The organism is Pseudomonas sp. CLCA07, from assembly GCF_053615335.1.
Genome location: NZ_CM132131.1, coordinates 3,650,578 through 3,665,435 on the forward strand (window position 1 = coordinate 3,650,578; position 14,858 = coordinate 3,665,435).

General features: G+C 59.6%; 12 protein-coding genes. 6 read left to right on the forward strand and 6 right to left on the reverse strand.

The features are described 5' to 3' along the window. Nucleotides 1–6: 6 nt before the first annotated feature. From ACWGZX_RS16855 to ACWGZX_RS16865, 3 genes are read left to right on the forward strand one after another with little or no spacing between them, the layout of a single operon-like run. Nucleotides 7–1,449: a PIG-L deacetylase family protein gene (locus ACWGZX_RS16855; RefSeq protein ID WP_452624674.1), complete on the forward strand. Its 1,443-nt coding sequence runs from the start codon at nt 7–9 to the stop codon at nt 1,447–1,449. Beyond that, nucleotides 1,446–2,600, forward strand: a complete 1,155-nt coding sequence (locus tag ACWGZX_RS16860) for a glycosyltransferase family 4 protein (protein ID WP_452624675.1) — start codon at nt 1,446–1,448, stop codon at nt 2,598–2,600. Before ACWGZX_RS16855 ends, ACWGZX_RS16860 begins: the two co-directional genes overlap by 4 nt. Then, nucleotides 2,597–3,481: a glycosyltransferase gene (locus tag ACWGZX_RS16865; protein WP_452624676.1), complete on the forward strand. Its 885-nt coding sequence runs from the start codon at nt 2,597–2,599 to the stop codon at nt 3,479–3,481. Before ACWGZX_RS16860 ends, ACWGZX_RS16865 begins: the two co-directional genes overlap by 4 nt. 62 nt (nt 3,482–3,543) lie before the next feature. Here the strand turns inward: ACWGZX_RS16865 and ACWGZX_RS16870 are convergent, their stop codons facing one another. Together ACWGZX_RS16870 and ACWGZX_RS16875 are read right to left on the reverse strand one after the other, a co-directional pair. Next, entirely contained in the window at nt 3,544–4,761 is a 1,218-nt protein-coding gene (locus ACWGZX_RS16870; RefSeq protein WP_452624677.1) for an acyltransferase family protein, read from the reverse strand. Then, a complete protein-coding gene (locus ACWGZX_RS16875; RefSeq protein WP_452624678.1) occupies nt 4,761–6,623 on the reverse strand; it encodes an O-antigen ligase family protein in 1,863 nt (620 codons plus the stop codon). Before ACWGZX_RS16875 ends, ACWGZX_RS16870 begins: the two co-directional genes overlap by 1 nt. Nucleotides 6,624–6,779: 156 nt before the next feature. Between ACWGZX_RS16875 and msbA the strand changes: the two genes are divergently transcribed. Next, a complete protein-coding gene (gene msbA, locus ACWGZX_RS16880) occupies nt 6,780–8,582 on the forward strand; it encodes a lipid A export permease/ATP-binding protein MsbA (protein ID WP_452624679.1) in 1,803 nt (600 codons plus the stop codon). A gap of 175 nt (nt 8,583–8,757) precedes the next feature. After that, on the forward strand, nt 8,758–10,182 hold the full coding sequence (hldE, locus tag ACWGZX_RS16885) for a bifunctional D-glycero-beta-D-manno-heptose-7-phosphate kinase/D-glycero-beta-D-manno-heptose 1-phosphate adenylyltransferase HldE (RefSeq protein ID WP_452624680.1): 1,425 nt from the start codon (nt 8,758–8,760) through the stop codon (nt 10,180–10,182). Between the two features lie 108 nt (nt 10,183–10,290). Here hldE and ACWGZX_RS16890 read toward each other — a convergent pair whose 3' ends face one another. The 4 genes from ACWGZX_RS16890 to ACWGZX_RS16905 all read right to left on the reverse strand — a co-directional run bounded on the left by ACWGZX_RS16890 (nt 10,291) and on the right by ACWGZX_RS16905 (nt 13,847). Continuing rightward, nucleotides 10,291–11,259 carry a metal ABC transporter ATPase gene (locus tag ACWGZX_RS16890; protein WP_452624681.1) on the reverse strand — a complete coding sequence of 323 codons (969 nt, stop codon included), beginning with the start codon at nt 11,257–11,259 and terminating at the stop codon, nt 10,291–10,293. Nucleotides 11,260–11,291: 32 nt separating this feature from the next. Beyond that, nucleotides 11,292–12,104, reverse strand: a complete 813-nt coding sequence (locus ACWGZX_RS16895) for an aldo/keto reductase (RefSeq protein ID WP_452624682.1) — start codon at nt 12,102–12,104, stop codon at nt 11,292–11,294. Further along, on the reverse strand, nt 12,101–13,276 hold the full coding sequence (locus ACWGZX_RS16900; protein WP_452624683.1) for an NAD(P)/FAD-dependent oxidoreductase: 1,176 nt from the start codon (nt 13,274–13,276) through the stop codon (nt 12,101–12,103). The genes ACWGZX_RS16895 and ACWGZX_RS16900 overlap by 4 nt, the downstream gene beginning before the upstream one ends. A 238-nt stretch (nt 13,277–13,514) precedes the next feature. Next, nucleotides 13,515–13,847 (reverse strand): DMT family transporter, encoded by a 333-nt coding sequence (locus tag ACWGZX_RS16905; protein ID WP_015093202.1) that lies wholly within the window; start codon nt 13,845–13,847, stop codon nt 13,515–13,517. Between the two features lie 103 nt (nt 13,848–13,950). On the opposite strand from ACWGZX_RS16905, the gene ACWGZX_RS16910 reads away from it, so the two are divergent. Continuing rightward, complete coding sequence (locus tag ACWGZX_RS16910; protein WP_223520101.1) at nt 13,951–14,847, forward strand: LysR family transcriptional regulator; 897 nt, start codon at nt 13,951–13,953, stop codon at nt 14,845–14,847. Nucleotides 14,848–14,858: the final 11 nt, after the last annotated feature.

The following is a 14,858-nucleotide window of genomic DNA, read 5'->3' on the forward strand; positions in this document are numbered from 1 at the left end:
GAACCCATGAGCCGCAAACAGCAACTGCTTAAGCGCCATCGGCGCAACAAACGTATCAGCCTGTTGATCGCGCTGATGCTGTTGATTGCCATCGGCGTGCTGGTGGCCTGGTGGTTGCCGTTGGTGTGTGCGGTGCTGGGCTGGATTGCCCACGAGGCCTGGTTCGCTGACCACCTGTTTTATTCCCCAAAAGACGATTACCAATACAGCTTCCCGCCCTACACCCCACAACCCAAGGTGCATCTGGACGGCGAGCGCTTGCGCCTGGACGAAGGCGTGATGCTGGTCGACGACGCCACGCTGGTGTTGGCGCTACGGGTGAAAAGCACCTGGCTGGGGCGCTTTATCGACCCGCTGGTGGAGTTGTCGGGTGGTGACAATCCGGACCGGCAAACCTTTGAACGCGGCGCGAATGGCCTGCGTTACCTGAACCTCAGTGGTCATGCGCAAGTGCTGTCGCGTGGTGAGTTGCGCCTGCGTGGACGCTACTGCCGCCTGTTCGGCGAGCCGGTATTGTGGGCACTGGAACAACCCGACTTCCGCCGGCAACGGGTGATGGTGATCGCGCCCCACGCCGACGACGCCGAGCTGGCTGCCTATGGTTTGTACAGCCAGGCCGATGAAGCCTGGATCGTGACACTGACAGCCGGTGAAATCGAAGCCGAACACTACCAACAGATCGGCCTGAACAAGGTCGAGGCGGCGCGGCTCAAGGGCCGTTTGCGCGCTTGGGACAGCATCGCGGTGCCGCGTTGGGCTGGTGTGCCGCAGGCTCATTGCGTGCAGTTGGGTTACTTCTGTCTGCAACTGGCGGCGATGCAGGCCTCGCCGACGCAACCGGTCGCCTCGCGAGAGGCGGATTTGAGCGACACTCGCCTGTTCCGCCAGTTGAACCCGTTTGCCCTGCCGGGCGATGCCGACGGTGCGCCGACCTGGAACAACCTGTTGGCCGATCTGCGTGCAGTACTGCTGCGTGCGCGCCCTGACGTGATCGTACTGCCACACCCGACCCTCGATCCGCATCCCGATCATATCTGTGCCCAGCAAGCGGTTCTCGAAGCCTTGAAAGGCCTGGAATGGCAGCCGACCACACTGCTCGGCTACGCCAACCATTTGCACGACAACGACCGCTGGCCAATGGGCGATGCCGGTCATGGTATCGCGTTGCCGCCAGCCTTCGACGCGGCGACGCCTATGCAGCCTTGCTGCCTGCCGCTGTCGCTGGAACTTCAGCGCGACAAAGCCATGGCGTTGGGCATGATGCATGACCTGCAACCGTCGATGCCGTTCAAGCGACGCCTGCGCCGGTTAATCCAGCGGTTGCTGGCCAGGCGGAAGCCACCGGCCTACGGTGAAAACGAATTCTTTCGCAAGGCCGTTCGGCGTCACGAGCTCTTGTGGATACTCAAGCACACACCAATCAACGCTTCGCAGCGGGGAGAGTTATGAGCCAGCGGCTAAAGGTTCTGCAATTGCAGCCTGACTACAACGTCAAAGCCCATGATTTTGCCGACCTCGCGGAGCAGATCGTCAAGGCGCTGCCCGGTGATCGCTACGAAGTGACGGCGGCGTTCCTGCGCGGCAAGCCCGGGCCGGGTGAGGCTATAAGCCGGGCGGACCGTTCGGTGTACTTCGAGTTTTCCGACAAGTCTCTCAAAGGCATGCGCTTGCGGGCGATGTGGACGCTGTACAAGTTTTGCCGCGCGGAAAAATTCGACGTGGTGATCTGTAACCGCTTCAAGCCCGTGAACATGATGCTGACGCTTAACCGTTGGTTGAAAGTGCCGCTGTGCATCGGCATTTCTCACGGTTTTGGTGAGTACGACCGGTTTTACCGGCGCCGCCAGACCCAGCGCCTGATCGATCGTCACTGGCGTTTTGTCGGCGTATCGCCGGCGGTCAAACAGTACCTGTTGGACTGCGACTGCGGTTTTACCGATCAGAATACTTACGCGATCACCAACGCCATCGACATTGAGCAGGCCGAAGGTTTGCAGCATAGCCGCGAGCGTGCCCGCGAATTGTTGGGGATCGATCCGTCGGTGCGCTTGATTGGTGCTCTGGGGCGTCTTGTACCGGTCAAGGGTCACACCTATCTGTTGCAGGCGTTTGCCGCGCTCAAGGACAAGTACCCGAATACCCAGTTGGCGATCATTGGTGCCGGCCGCGAAGAGTCGCGCCTGAATGCCGAGATCGAACGCTTGGGCCTGACCGGGCGCGCACACCTTCTGGGCTTCAAGGAAATCGCCTTGCAGTACATTCGCGCCTTCGACATCTGGACTATGCCGTCCCTGGCTGAAGGCCTCGGGTTGGCGCTGCTCGAAGGCATGAGCGGTCATCTGCCGGTTATCGCCTCCAACGTACCCGCCATGTTGCCGCTGATTGAAGGGGCGGGCGGGCTGGCGATTACGCCCAAGGAAGTGCCGAGCCTGGTCGCAGCGCTGGATAACTACCTCGGGCTGTCGGATGACGAACTCAAGGCCAAGGGCGAGCAGGCCTTCCGTTATCTGCAGGAACAACACGACATCGAGGTGTTCCGTCAGGAATACCTGAACCTGATTGACTCCGGCCTGGAACAGGCCCGCAAGGAACAACCATGAGCGCCGCGCAACCTCTCGTCACGGTCATCATTGCGTCGTATAACCACGCTCGCTACATCGAGGAAAGCATTCTCAGCGTCCTCAACCAGACGTATAAGAACATCGAATTGTTGGTGGTCGACGACGGTTCCAGCGACAACAGCGTTGAACGGATCAACGCTTTGCAGGCGCAACACGGTTTCGATTTCCGGGTTCAACAGAACCAGGGGCTGACCAATACCCTCAACGGCGCCATCGCCCGTTCAAGGGGCAGTCTGATTGTGCCGTTCGGTTCTGACGACATCATGCTGCCAGAGCGCATCGCCACTCAGGTGGCGCACATGGATGGCAAGCCCGAGGTTGGTATCTGCGCCGGCAATATCGAGCTGATCGACGCCGACGGTAATCTGTACCCGGAGAAGCGTCAGCGTCGTGATGTGCCGTTTCGTCGTCTGGATTTCGATGACATGTTTCTGGAGCGCAAACCCTATCCACCCGCCCCGACCCTGATGATCCGTCGGGAGGCGCTGGATAAGGTGGGTGGGTTCGATCCGAACATTCGCCTGGAAGATTTGCTGATCGAACTGAAGGTGACCCATGCCGGTTACTTTATCGATGGACTGAATGTGCTGATGGCGCGCTATCGCAAACACGCCACCAACTCTTACAAGAACCACCGCTTCATGATCGACAGCATCCTGCGTACCTACGCGCTGTTCAGCGACCATCCGCTGTACGACGAGGTTCGCTACAAGTTCCTCAGCTCAATGTTCCTCAAGACCGCCAACCGTGACCGCAAGCTGGCCCGCGAACTGCTGGCGCAGATCCCGTTCAAGGCCTGGAACAAGAAGACCTGGCGCGGTCTGGGGCGGCTGTACTTCTCGCCGCTGGAAAAAGACTGACCCAGCCTCCATGCGCCTTATAGCCGCAGGCTTCGCCAGCAGCTACAAGGGATGCGTCAGCTTCAGCCTGCGATCTTCTCTGTCAGAATCCTGTTGGCTTGTTTGCCTTGGCGCAGCCACAGCAAGGCCTTCTTGCCGGCCGTTATGCCCGGTTTCTCGATGTACAGGAACGTCAGGCTGCTGATGACGATCAGCAGGCAGCTGCACAGGGCCAGCAGCGGCAGAAAGGTCCAGATGTCACGCGCATCCAGATCAAGCACCAGCGGCAGGCGCTGGATGAACACCCACAGCACAAAGCCGTGCAGTAAATAGGTGCTGTAGCTGATTTCGCCGAGCCAACGGATGCTGCGTGGTTTCAGCGCGCCGAACAGGGTGTTTCCGGACGCCACAATCACGAAAAACAACGACATGAGCAGCAGTGGCTTCGGGCTGAAAGCACGGTTGAATGCCGTGAAGGCAATTGCCAACGCCAGCAGCGCGATAATCCCCGCCATTCGAGTCTGACCCCAGGCCACCAGTTTCGGTTGGCGAACCCAGTACGCAGCGCCGATGCCGCCGAGAAAGCTCGCGAGAAAATGTTTTTTCAGCGAGTGCTCCAGGCCGACCAGTTCATACAGGGCGTAAATGCCGATCAGGCACAACACCGTTTGCTTCCAGCTGCCTCGGTAGATAAATACCAAGGCGGCGAGGGGCAATGCCAGATAAAAAAATACCTCGTAACCCAAAGTCCAGGTGACGTTGGAGATCAGCACACCGGTTTGGTAGTACTGGTTGACGTCCGGCCGGTCGAAGGTCAACCAGGCCAGGATCTGGCCGAAGAACTGGATCCCTGAGTCCTTGAGTTCCCAGTTCTGCAGGTAGAACACCGTGACAAACACGATCAGCATCAGCGGCAAGTACAACGGGTACAGGCGAAACAGCCGCGATACTGCAAAAGCCATCCAGTCGTGTTGACGTCCCTGGGTGAGTAGTCGATTCCAAAACAGGAAAGCGGTGATCATGAAAAACAGCGCGACACTGCCTTGGCCAAGTTGTGAGTAGAAATTGCTCGGCGGAAAATCAAACACACCCGTGCGCAGGAAGATCAAGGTAATGATCGCATGGTGTACGAACACGCCGAACGCCAGATAACCGCGTAGCCCATCAATGCTGGCATAACGGCTTTCACTGGAATGTTCGATTTGACGGGCGATTTTCGGTACGGCGCGTAACAGCAGGGCGGCGGTCACAATGGCCAGCAGATAAGCTGCCAGCGCAATGAGAGGATTGGTTTCAGTCATCAATGAGCCTTGACCGGGGAGCTCCCGGTCAGCACTAGTCTGTGCAGGTTATCGACAGCGGACTTCGATGCCGTCATGGCATAGCCCTGAAGCAGTGCTTCAAAGTGTTCCTGGAACAGCCAGCGCTTGTCTACGGTGTAACGCTGCATATGGCGCAGGTTGCGCTGACGCAGGGCCAGGCTCAACGAAGAGGGGTAAATGCGCAGGTCGGCCACATCGATCAAGCCGAACTCGCCATCTTCAAGCACCAGAACGTTGCCCAGGTGCAGCGAGCGGAAATAGACGCCCTGTTCATGCAGTTGAGCCATGAACTTGCCGAATCGCTCCACCAGCGCCTCACGCACCGCGGGTGCGGTTATGCCTTGCAGGACCTGGCGCAGCGTATTGCCGGGCAGCGGTGAATAGTGCACGGCGCTGCTGCCGTCTGCCAGGCGATAAAGGTCAAGAATCGGCGGGGTCGCAACCCCCATGTTGCGCAGCTGCTCGCTGTTGACGGCAAAGCGTTCGGAGTAGGGGTTGAAACTGCCTGAGGTGTACCAGCGACGGCAGCGGAACAGCTTGAGGAAGCTGCCATCGAGCAGGCGCAAGACTTTGGGGCCCAGGCCATCTTCTTCGATCACCTGCGCATTGGCGGTCAATTGTTGCTGGGCCGTTGGCGTCAGTGTCTTGATGGGCATCGCCAACAAGCGTCTGGCGCGTTGATTAATGCAAAGCGCGGCGATCAGCGCCAGCGGAATCCACAGCAGAAACCAGTGCTCCTTGGGCCGGGAGATGATGCCGCCGCCCTCGGTCAAGCCTGCGCCGATGCCGAATATCAGCCAGGTCGAGGCGATGATGAACAGTGGTTGCACGCGATTTCGCCAACTGCTGAGCAAACTCCAGGCCTGGAAAAACAACCATGGCAGCAATCCCACAACACCGACGTAAAAGAGCACGCCCAGGACAAAGCTGTGGGGCTCCTGAAAGCTGACGCCGACGCCGGGGTCGATGGCCAGGTTGGCGCTATAACCATGACCGATCCATGGGTGATCGGCTATTTGATTGATGGCCAGTTGCCAAATTTCGAAGCGATAAGAATCGCCGCGTTCGATGATCATTCGCGCAAACAGCACATAAAGCGCGGTGCCGCTGGCAACCAATGCGCCCAGCAATATGACGGAGCGGCGGTTCCAGCAAATGAAGCCCAGCCAGAGCCCCGCCATCGTCAGTGCAGCCAGAGGCGTTCTGGAGCCAGTGGCGATGACGGCGGCGAACATGATTGCCATCGCCGGAAGACTCAACCAGAGCATCAGGCGGCGCTTGCAGATCATGCTCATGCTCAGCCAGTAGGCAGCATAAAAGCCATAGATGTGAGAGCTCAGCAGTGGGTTGTCGAACGCACCGCCACCGATCAAACGCATACCCGGCTCGTACATGCGGGCGAAAACGAACAGGTTATGGACGGTGCCGACCAGTCCGATCAATGCCGCGGCGAACAGCAGGGGATGAATGATTTCGCTGCGATAGCGCACCAGCAAGTAGCAGCCAGCGAACAGCATCAGGATATGCAGCGGCGCTTTGACTTGACTGAAGAAGCTATCCTTTCCCGGTGCCCAGGACAAACTCACCAGCGCCCAGGCCGCGAACACCACCACGGCAATGAAGATCGGCTCGCGGCACAATTCCTTGAGTTCGCGGGGACGCAGACACAGGGCAATCAGCACCGGAATGCTGAACAGGCCATAATAAAGTTTGTGGTGCAGACTCCGGCCCGGCAAGAAAAACAATGCGCATAGAAGCAAGAGATAGCCAAGTGGAAGAATCCAGAGGCAGATGAAATCGAAAACTCGACTTGACGCACTATTGAAACCGCTGAGTTGCATGCTGAGAGATTCAATCCTGAAGTTGATCGGGCATTCCGGGGTGATGGCTATTTGATACTCAATTCGATGCCTAACAATAACAGCCTTTAGTCGATTGCCAGAACCCTGAAGAAGCTGTGCTAAAGTCAGCGTCCTTTTTATCGACAAACGCGTGATATGGCCGACTCCAGTCTCTCCGCAAGCCCATCGAGCTTGAAAATCTACTTCCGCCTGCTCGGCTATGTCCGGCCGTACATCAGTCTGTTTCTGATCAGCATCGTCGGCTTTTTGATTTTCGCTTCGACCCAGCCGATGCTTGGTTACATCCTCAAATACTTTGTCGATGGCCTGTCCAATCCTGAGGCAGTGCTTTTCCCCACTGTGCCTTACCTGCGCGACCTGCAACTGTTGCAGGCTGTGCCGTTGCTGATCATTTTGATCGCCGCGTGGCAGGGGCTCGGATCATATCTGGGCAACTACTTTCTGGCCAAGGTTTCCCTCGGGCTCGTCCATGACTTGCGGGTGCAGCTGTTCAATAACCTGCTGGTTTTGCCCAATCGCTATTTCGACAAGCATAACTCGGGTCATCTGATTTCGCGCATCACCTTCAACGTGACGATGGTCACCGGGGCGGCCACAGATGCGATCAAGGTCGTAATCCGTGAAGGCATGACAGTGATCTTCCTGTTTGCCTCGCTGCTGTTCATGAACTGGCGTCTGACATTGGTCATGATCGCCATCCTGCCGCTGATCGCCATCATGGTGCGCACCGCGAGCAAAAAATTCCGCAAGCAGAGCAAGAAAATCCAGGTGGCCATGGGCGACGTGACCCACGTGGCGTCGGAAACCATCCAGGGGTATCGCGTGGTGCGCAGCTTTGGCGGTGAAGCCTACGAAGAGAAGCGTTTCTTCGCAGCCAGTCAGGGCAACACCGACAAACAACTGCGCATGACACGCACCGGTGCCATTTACACGCCGTTGTTGCAACTGGTGATCTACAGCGCCATGGCGGTGTTGATGTTCCTGGTGCTGTTCCTGCGCGGCGATGCGTCGGCCGGTGACATGGTTGCCTACATCACCCTGGCCGGCCTGTTGCCCAAACCGATCCGCCAATTGTCCGAAGTCAGCTCGACCATCCAGAAAGGTGTGGCGGGCGCCGAGAGTATTTTCGAACAGCTGGACGTCGAGCCTGAAGTCGATACCGGCACTGTGGAACGCGATGCCGTCAGCGGTCGCCTGGACGTGCGCAATCTGAGCTTCACCTACCCTGGCACCGATCGCCAGGTACTCAATGACATCAGTTTCTCGGCCGAGCCTGGGCAAATGGTAGCGCTTGTCGGACGCTCCGGCAGCGGCAAGTCGACCCTGGCCAACCTGATTCCACGCTTCTACCACCACGACAAGGGCGAGATCCTGATTGATGATGTTGAGGTGGAGGATTACAAACTGCTGAACCTGCGCAAGCACATCGCCCAAGTGACCCAGCATGTGACGTTGTTCAGTGACACGGTGGCCAATAACATTGCTTATGGCGACCTGGCTGGTGCACCTCGTGACGCGATCGAAAGAGCCGCGAAAGATGCCTACGCAATGGATTTCATCGCGCAGTTGCCCGAAGGCCTGGACACCCAGGTCGGCGAGAACGGTGTGCTGCTGTCCGGCGGTCAGCGCCAGCGCCTGGCCATTGCACGGGCCCTGCTGAAAAACGCACCGTTGCTGATTCTCGACGAAGCCACTTCGGCGCTCGACACTGAATCGGAGCGCCACATTCAGGCGGCGCTGGACCAAGTAATGAAAGGCCGGACGACGCTGGTAATCGCTCACCGTCTGTCGACCATCGAAAAGGCTGACCTGATCCTGGTGATGGATCAGGGCCGGATTGTCGAGCGCGGCACCCATGCCGAGCTTCTGGCGCAAAACGGTTACTACGCCCGCTTGAACGCCATGGGCCTCGACGCCCCGGCTGAAGACATCGCCTGACCCTCGGCATCCGTCAGTTTTAATGACAGCCTGAAAAAATTGCAGCCTGAGGTTCTTTGAATCTGACCAGGCTGCTTTTTTTTTGCTTTTTACGACCTCGTTCATGCCATGCGCAAGGGCACGCCAACCCTGTGGTAATATCGCGCCCCTGTTCATTTTGTATGTGGGTTGCTCCATGAAGTTGTCCATGCCGCGATTCGATCAAGCCCCTGTCTTGGTGGTCGGCGATGTCATGCTCGACCGTTACTGGCATGGTGGTACCTCACGGATTTCCCCTGAGGCGCCGGTACCGGTTGTCAAGGTCGAGCAAATCGAAGACCGCCCGGGCGGTGCCGCCAACGTTGCGTTGAACATTGCCGCGCTCGGTGCCCCGGCCTCGCTGGTCGGCGTGACCGGCGACGACGAAGCTGCCGACAGCCTGGCCAATAGCCTCAAGGGTGCTGGCGTTCGGGCGATATTCCAGCGCATTGCGCACCAGCCGACCATCGTCAAGCTGCGGGTCATGAGTCGTCACCAGCAACTGCTGCGTATCGACTTTGAAGAACCCTTCGCCACCGATGCGTTGGCGCTTGGCGAGCAAGTCGATGAATTGCTCGAAGGCATCAAGGTGCTGGTGCTGTCCGACTACGGCAAAGGCGCACTGAAAAACCATCAGGTGCTGATCCAGGCCGCACGTGCCCGTGGTATTCCGGTGCTGGCGGATCCCAAGGGCAAGGATTTTTCGATCTACCGTGGCGCAAGCCTGATCACCCCGAACCTCAACGAGTTCGAAACCATCGTCGGTGGTTGCGCCGATGAGCACGAGCTGGTGAGCAAGGGCGCGCAGCTGATGCACGACCTCGACCTCGGCGCCTTGCTGGTGACTCGTGGCGAACACGGCATGACGTTGCTGCGCCCTGATCACCCGGCGCTGCACTTGCCGGCCCGCGCCCGTGAAGTGTTTGACGTGACCGGTGCCGGCGATACCGTGATTTCTACCCTGGCAGCCGCGATTGCCGCTGGCGAAGAATTGCCGCACGCAGTGGCCCTGGCCAATCTGGCGGCGGGCATCGTGGTCGGCAAACTCGGTACGGCGGCCATCAGCGCGCCGGAACTGCGCCGCGCCATCCAGCGTGCAGAAGGGTCGGAGCGCGGTGTGTTGGGCCTTGAGCAGCTATTGCTGGCGGTCGACGATGCGCGTGCGCACAAAGAGAAGATCGTCTTCACCAATGGCTGCTTCGACATTCTACATGCCGGCCACGTGACCTACCTTGAGCAGGCACGGGCCCAGGGCGATCGTCTGATCGTTGCAGTCAACGACGATGCCTCGGTCAGCCGCTTGAAAGGTCCGGGTCGTCCAATCAACAGCGTCGACCGTCGCATGGCGGTATTGGCCGGATTGGGCGCAGTGGATTGGGTGATCAGCTTCCCTGAAGGCACCCCGGAAAACCTGCTGAGCGCGGTCAAGCCGGACGTGTTGGTCAAGGGTGGCGATTATGGGATTGACCAGGTGGTCGGCGCGGACATCGTGACTGCTTACGGCGGCACGGTGAAAGTGCTGGGGCTGGTGGCCAACAGCTCGACCACGGCGATTGTCGAAAAAATCCGCCAATCCGAGTGAAGCCTAAAAGATCGCAGCCTCGTTTCACTCGACAGCTCCTACATTGAAATGCGATTCCCTGTAGGAGCTGTCGAGTGAAACGAGGCTGCGATCTTTTGACCTTTTGCTTTAAGAGCTGACTTTTTTACGAGGTACGATTTTTTTCAGTAATTGCTTCGCCTTCCCGCGTAATCGCGCCAGACCCGAGTCCTTCCCCGGTGGACTCAACCCTTGCTGGCGCACCCAATCCTTCCAGCGAATCCGCTCATCACGCACTACCCAGCCTTCTTGCCGGGCAAAGCTCTCCGCCAGAAACAAGCCACGAGTACTCGCCGGGTACAGTTGATCTTTCTTCAAGGTATAGAGCTCGGCCATCGGCTGGCCGTCTTGTAATGGCATCAGGTACAAGTCCGGGCGCTTGCGGTCGAGACGGGCAACCAGTTGATCGCCTTCCAGTCGCTCGTCGACGTGAAAAAGACTCAGGGATTTGGCTTCTTTAGGCACGTCCAGGCGCAAGTCATAGATCAATTGCAACGACGCGGTGGGCAGATGCACGTAAGCGCGCGGCCGTTCGATCAACTGAAGCTTGGCGCAGCGCACCGGCCGCGCCGAACCGGACAACGGCGTCAGGCGAAACGGCAGCGCCTCGCGGTAATGCAGGGCGCTGGCGTAGGGCGCCGGCAGCCATGTGTCGTTGAAACGCCCGCCGAGCCAGCCTTCCGGGGTTTCCAGCAGGCATTCCTCAGCAATTTCCTGGATCGCGGTGTGCAGTGGCAGGTTCAGCTCATGGGCCGGTACGTAGCCGGAGATCAGCTTGAGCACCACGTCGCCACGGTCTTGCCGACGCTGACGCACCAGCACCCAGTAATCGCGATTTTGCCAATGCAAGGTCAGGCGCACCGAGACGCCGAGATTGGCCAGTTCCAGCGCAAACCGCTCGGTGTTGGCCACCGACACGAGGCGGCGACGTTGCAGGGTTTGGGAGAAATTGAGCGGCATCCCGACGCTCTGATAGCTCAAGCCTTCGGGGGTCGCTTCGACGTACAACGGCAGAGTCTTGAAGTTGCTCGGGTTCTTTCTAATGAGCGTTCGCGGCATGTCGGCTCCTGCTTAAGGCCGCGCGGGCGGCATCAGTTTCTACGGAGGACCTGGGCAACGGTCGCAACGTTGTGGGCGAGGTGCAGCGGATTAATGGTCCCGACAATAGCACTGGCAACACCCGGATGTTCAAACAACAATTCGAAGCTGGCGCGCACCGGGTCCACGCCTGGACTCAGGCACACATGACCACTGGCGAGGGCTTTTTTGACCAGGATGGCTTTGCCGTGAGCAGCAGCATAGTCAATGACGGGCTTCTCGTTCTGCTCGTTCAGATTGTAGGTGACCATGGCGCAATCACCTTGCTCCAGAGCCTTCAAACCACCCTCGACGGTTTTACCGGAAAAACCGAAGCCGCGAATCTTGCCTTCGGCCTTGAGCTTGGCGAGGGTCGCGTAGACCTCGCTGTCATTGAGGATCGCCAGATCGTTGCCGTCGGAGTGCACCAACACCAGGTCGATAAAATCCGTTTCCAGGCGTTGCAGGCTGCGCTCCACCGACAGTCGAGTGTGGGCGGCGCTGAAGTCATGGCTCGATTGGCCGTCGGTAAACTCTTCGCCGACCTTGCTGACAATCACCCAGTCCTGACGCTGGCCACGCAACAGTGGGCCGAGGCGTTCTTCACTGCGGCCATAGGCCGGTGCGGTGTCGATCAGGTTGATGCCCATGTCGCGGGCGAGTTTGAGCAGCCTGCGCGCATCGTCGTCGTCGGGAATCTGGAAGCCGTTGGGGTATTTCACGCCTTGGTCGCGGCCGAGTTTGACCGTGCCCAGGCCCAGCGGTGAAACCAGCAGGCCGGTGCTGCCCAGCGGGCGGTGCAGTTCGTGCAGGGTTGGTTGGCTCATGGCAGCAGTTGATCCCAGGCGGGTACGCCCATCGGTGGTTTTGGCAGCGGCGGCAGCGGCTCAGTCTGGCTTGGCTGGATGCCGTCGCGCGACAGGCTGGCAATAACCCGGTCGGCGAAGTCCGGTGCCAGCGCCAGTTTGGTCGGCCAACCAACCAGCAGGCGACCTTGTTCGGCAAGAAAAGCGTTGTCAGGGCGGGTGAGTCCCGATTGCAACGGCTCGGCGCGGTCCACGCGCAAGGTGGCCCATTGCGCGGTGCTCAGGTCGATCCATGGCAGTAACTGTCCGAGCTCTTGCTGGGCCGTAGCGATTTGCTCAGCGGGTTCTCGAGCAACGCCTTCGGCTTCGGCAATGTCGCCACCCATGTACCAGACCCACTGGCCATCGGCCGCCGGGTGAGTGGTCACGGTCAGGCGCGGTTTGGAGCCGCCGCCCAGGCAATGGGCGTACAGCGGTTTGAGGCCCGGGCCCTTGGCGATGATCATGTGCAACGGCCGGCGCTGCATGGCGGGCTGACTCTGCCCCAACGCTTCGAGCAACGCCGCCGTGCCGGCACCGGCGCTCAGGACAATGCGCTGGGCGTGAATCTCGCGTTCGTCGACCTTGAGTCCGACCAGTACGCCACCTTCCAGCAGCGGTTCGATCTTCTGTCCTGCGAGCAGGCCATCACCGGCGAGATCTGCCAGGCGCTGGATCAGGCTTGGCACATCGACCACCAACTCTGCCAGGCGATAGACCTTGCCCTTGAAGCGTTTGTCTTGCAGGGCCGGTGGCAGTTGCTCGCCCTTGACCTGATCGACACGGCCGCGCACGGCCTTGCTGGCGAAGAAGCTGGTGAGGTTGCCAGCGAGCGTGCCGGGGGACCAGAGGTAGTGGGCTTCGGACAGCAGGCGCACGCCGGACAGGTCCAGTTCGCCATCGCCCGCCAGCGCTTCACGCCAACGGCGGGGCATGTCGGCAATGGCTTCCGACGCCCCGGTCAGGGCGCCATGCAACGCGTACTTGGCGCCGCCGTGAATGATGCCCTGGGACTTCACGCTCTGCCCGCCACCGAGGCTGGCGCTTTCCACCAGCACGGTCGAAAAACCCTGGCGGCGCAGACGCGCATTCAGCCAGAGGCCGGCGACACCAGCGCCGACAATCAGAACGTCGGTGGAAATAACGGATGGCATGCGGCGACCTCAGTGTTCAATACGAGGGCGCAGTATACAGACTCAATGTGGAGGGGATTTATTGGATCAAGGGCGAACGCGCAACCTGTGGCGAGGGGGCTTGCCCCCGTTCGGCTGCGAAGCAGTCGTAAAATCAGTTGTCTCGGTGTGTCAGACAAAATCAGGTCGCCTGTTTTGGGGCCGCTTCGCGGCCCAACGGGGGCAAGCCCCCTCGCCACAGGAGATTGACCTTCGGGCTTTAGTGGCCTGCGGTTTTGGAGAACAGCTGGATGACAACAACGCCCAGCACAATCAACGCCATCCCCAGCATCGCCGGCACATCCAGCTTCTGCCCATAGATAAATAGCGCCGCGACGCTGACCATCACGATGCCCATTCCGGCCCACACCGCGTAAGCGACGCCGACCGGAACGCTGCGCACCACCAGGGTCAGCATCCAGAAAGCAATGCCGTAGCCGACTATCACCAGCACCAGAGGCAGGGGCGTGCTGAAGCCTTTGACGGCTTTCATTGAAACGGTCGCGATCACTTCGGCGCAGATGGCGATGGCCAGGTAGTAGTAGGCGGTCATGGGTGCATCCTCGTGTGAAGTGTTGCTTTCTGAGGTCGGCATTTTAGAGGCTCTTCAGATGCGGTAAAGTCATTACCTATCTGCCATGAAGATGGGTTGGCCTATGCAATGGGATCTTGAGCAACTGCGGTTGTTTGTCAGCGTAGCGGAGCAGCGTTCTTTTTCTGCCGTGGCGCGCAATCAGCGCAAGGCGCAGTCGGCGGTCAGCAGTTCGATTGCACTGCTGGAAGAAGACCTGGGCGTCAGCCTGTTCGACCGCAGCAGTGGCCGTCAGCCGAAACTCACCGAGGCCGGCAATGCCTTGCTGGAAGAGGCGCGGGAAGTGTTGCGTCAGTGTGAGCGCCTCAATGGCCGTGCGCTGGCCATGATGCGCGGCCAGGAAGCTCGTCTGCGCGTGGCGCAGGATGAGGCCATGCCCTATCAGCCGATCATCGAAAGCTTCGAAGCTCTGGCCGAAAAATTTCCCAGCCTCGAAGTGCAACTGACCAGCGCCGCCCAAGGCGATGTGGCGCGCAAGCTGGTGGAGCGCCGGGCCGACCTGGGGTTGCTGTTTTATCACGACCAAATCCCCGAGGCCCTTGAGCGACGAGTACTGGGGCGCGTCGAGATGGTCACGGTGTGCGGCGTCGGGCATCCACTGGCGAAACAGGCACACGTCGATTGTCAGGCTCTGGCGCAGCATCGCCAGTTGCTGATGTCCACACAGTCCAGCGTCTATCCCGGTAGCGAACCGGCCAGCCCACAAGTCTGGCGCGCGGACAGCTTCTACGTGATGGCCGAATGGCTGGTGCGCGGCCTCGGTTGGGCCTGGTTGCCACGGCATGTGGTGCAATACCCGGCGTATCAGGACTTGATGGTTGAACTGGTCAGCGAATGGACCCCGCCGGCGCTGGTGGTGGAGTTGGTATGGCGTCGTGATGAACCGCTGGGCCCGGCGGCTCGCTGGCTGGCGGAACGTTTTGCCGTGCACTTGCAGGCGATCGGCGAGAAAAGCCGATAAACTCCGCCGCC

Excerpts from the sequence above, each read along its gene's own strand:
- ACWGZX_RS16855 (WP_452624674.1), top strand. The coding sequence starts at position 7 with ATGAGCCGCAAACAGCAACTGCTTAAGCGCCATCGGCGCAACAAACGT.
- ACWGZX_RS16860 (WP_452624675.1), top strand. The coding sequence starts at position 1,446 with ATGAGCCAGCGGCTAAAGGTTCTGCAATTGCAGCCTGACTACAACGTC.
- ACWGZX_RS16865 (WP_452624676.1), top strand. The coding sequence starts at position 2,597 with ATGAGCGCCGCGCAACCTCTCGTCACGGTCATCATTGCGTCGTATAAC.
- ACWGZX_RS16870 (WP_452624677.1), bottom strand. The coding sequence starts at position 4,761 with ATGACTGAAACCAATCCTCTCATTGCGCTGGCAGCTTATCTGCTGGCC.
- ACWGZX_RS16875 (WP_452624678.1), bottom strand. The coding sequence starts at position 6,623 with ATGCAACTCAGCGGTTTCAATAGTGCGTCAAGTCGAGTTTTCGATTTC.
- msbA (WP_452624679.1), top strand. The coding sequence starts at position 6,780 with ATGGCCGACTCCAGTCTCTCCGCAAGCCCATCGAGCTTGAAAATCTAC.
- hldE (WP_452624680.1), top strand. The coding sequence starts at position 8,758 with ATGAAGTTGTCCATGCCGCGATTCGATCAAGCCCCTGTCTTGGTGGTC.
- ACWGZX_RS16890 (WP_452624681.1), bottom strand. The coding sequence starts at position 11,259 with ATGCCGCGAACGCTCATTAGAAAGAACCCGAGCAACTTCAAGACTCTG.
- ACWGZX_RS16895 (WP_452624682.1), bottom strand. The coding sequence starts at position 12,104 with ATGAGCCAACCAACCCTGCACGAACTGCACCGCCCGCTGGGCAGCACC.
- ACWGZX_RS16900 (WP_452624683.1), bottom strand. The coding sequence starts at position 13,276 with ATGCCATCCGTTATTTCCACCGACGTTCTGATTGTCGGCGCTGGTGTC.
- ACWGZX_RS16905 (WP_015093202.1), bottom strand. The coding sequence starts at position 13,847 with ATGACCGCCTACTACTACCTGGCCATCGCCATCTGCGCCGAAGTGATC.
- ACWGZX_RS16910 (WP_223520101.1), top strand. The coding sequence starts at position 13,951 with ATGCAATGGGATCTTGAGCAACTGCGGTTGTTTGTCAGCGTAGCGGAG.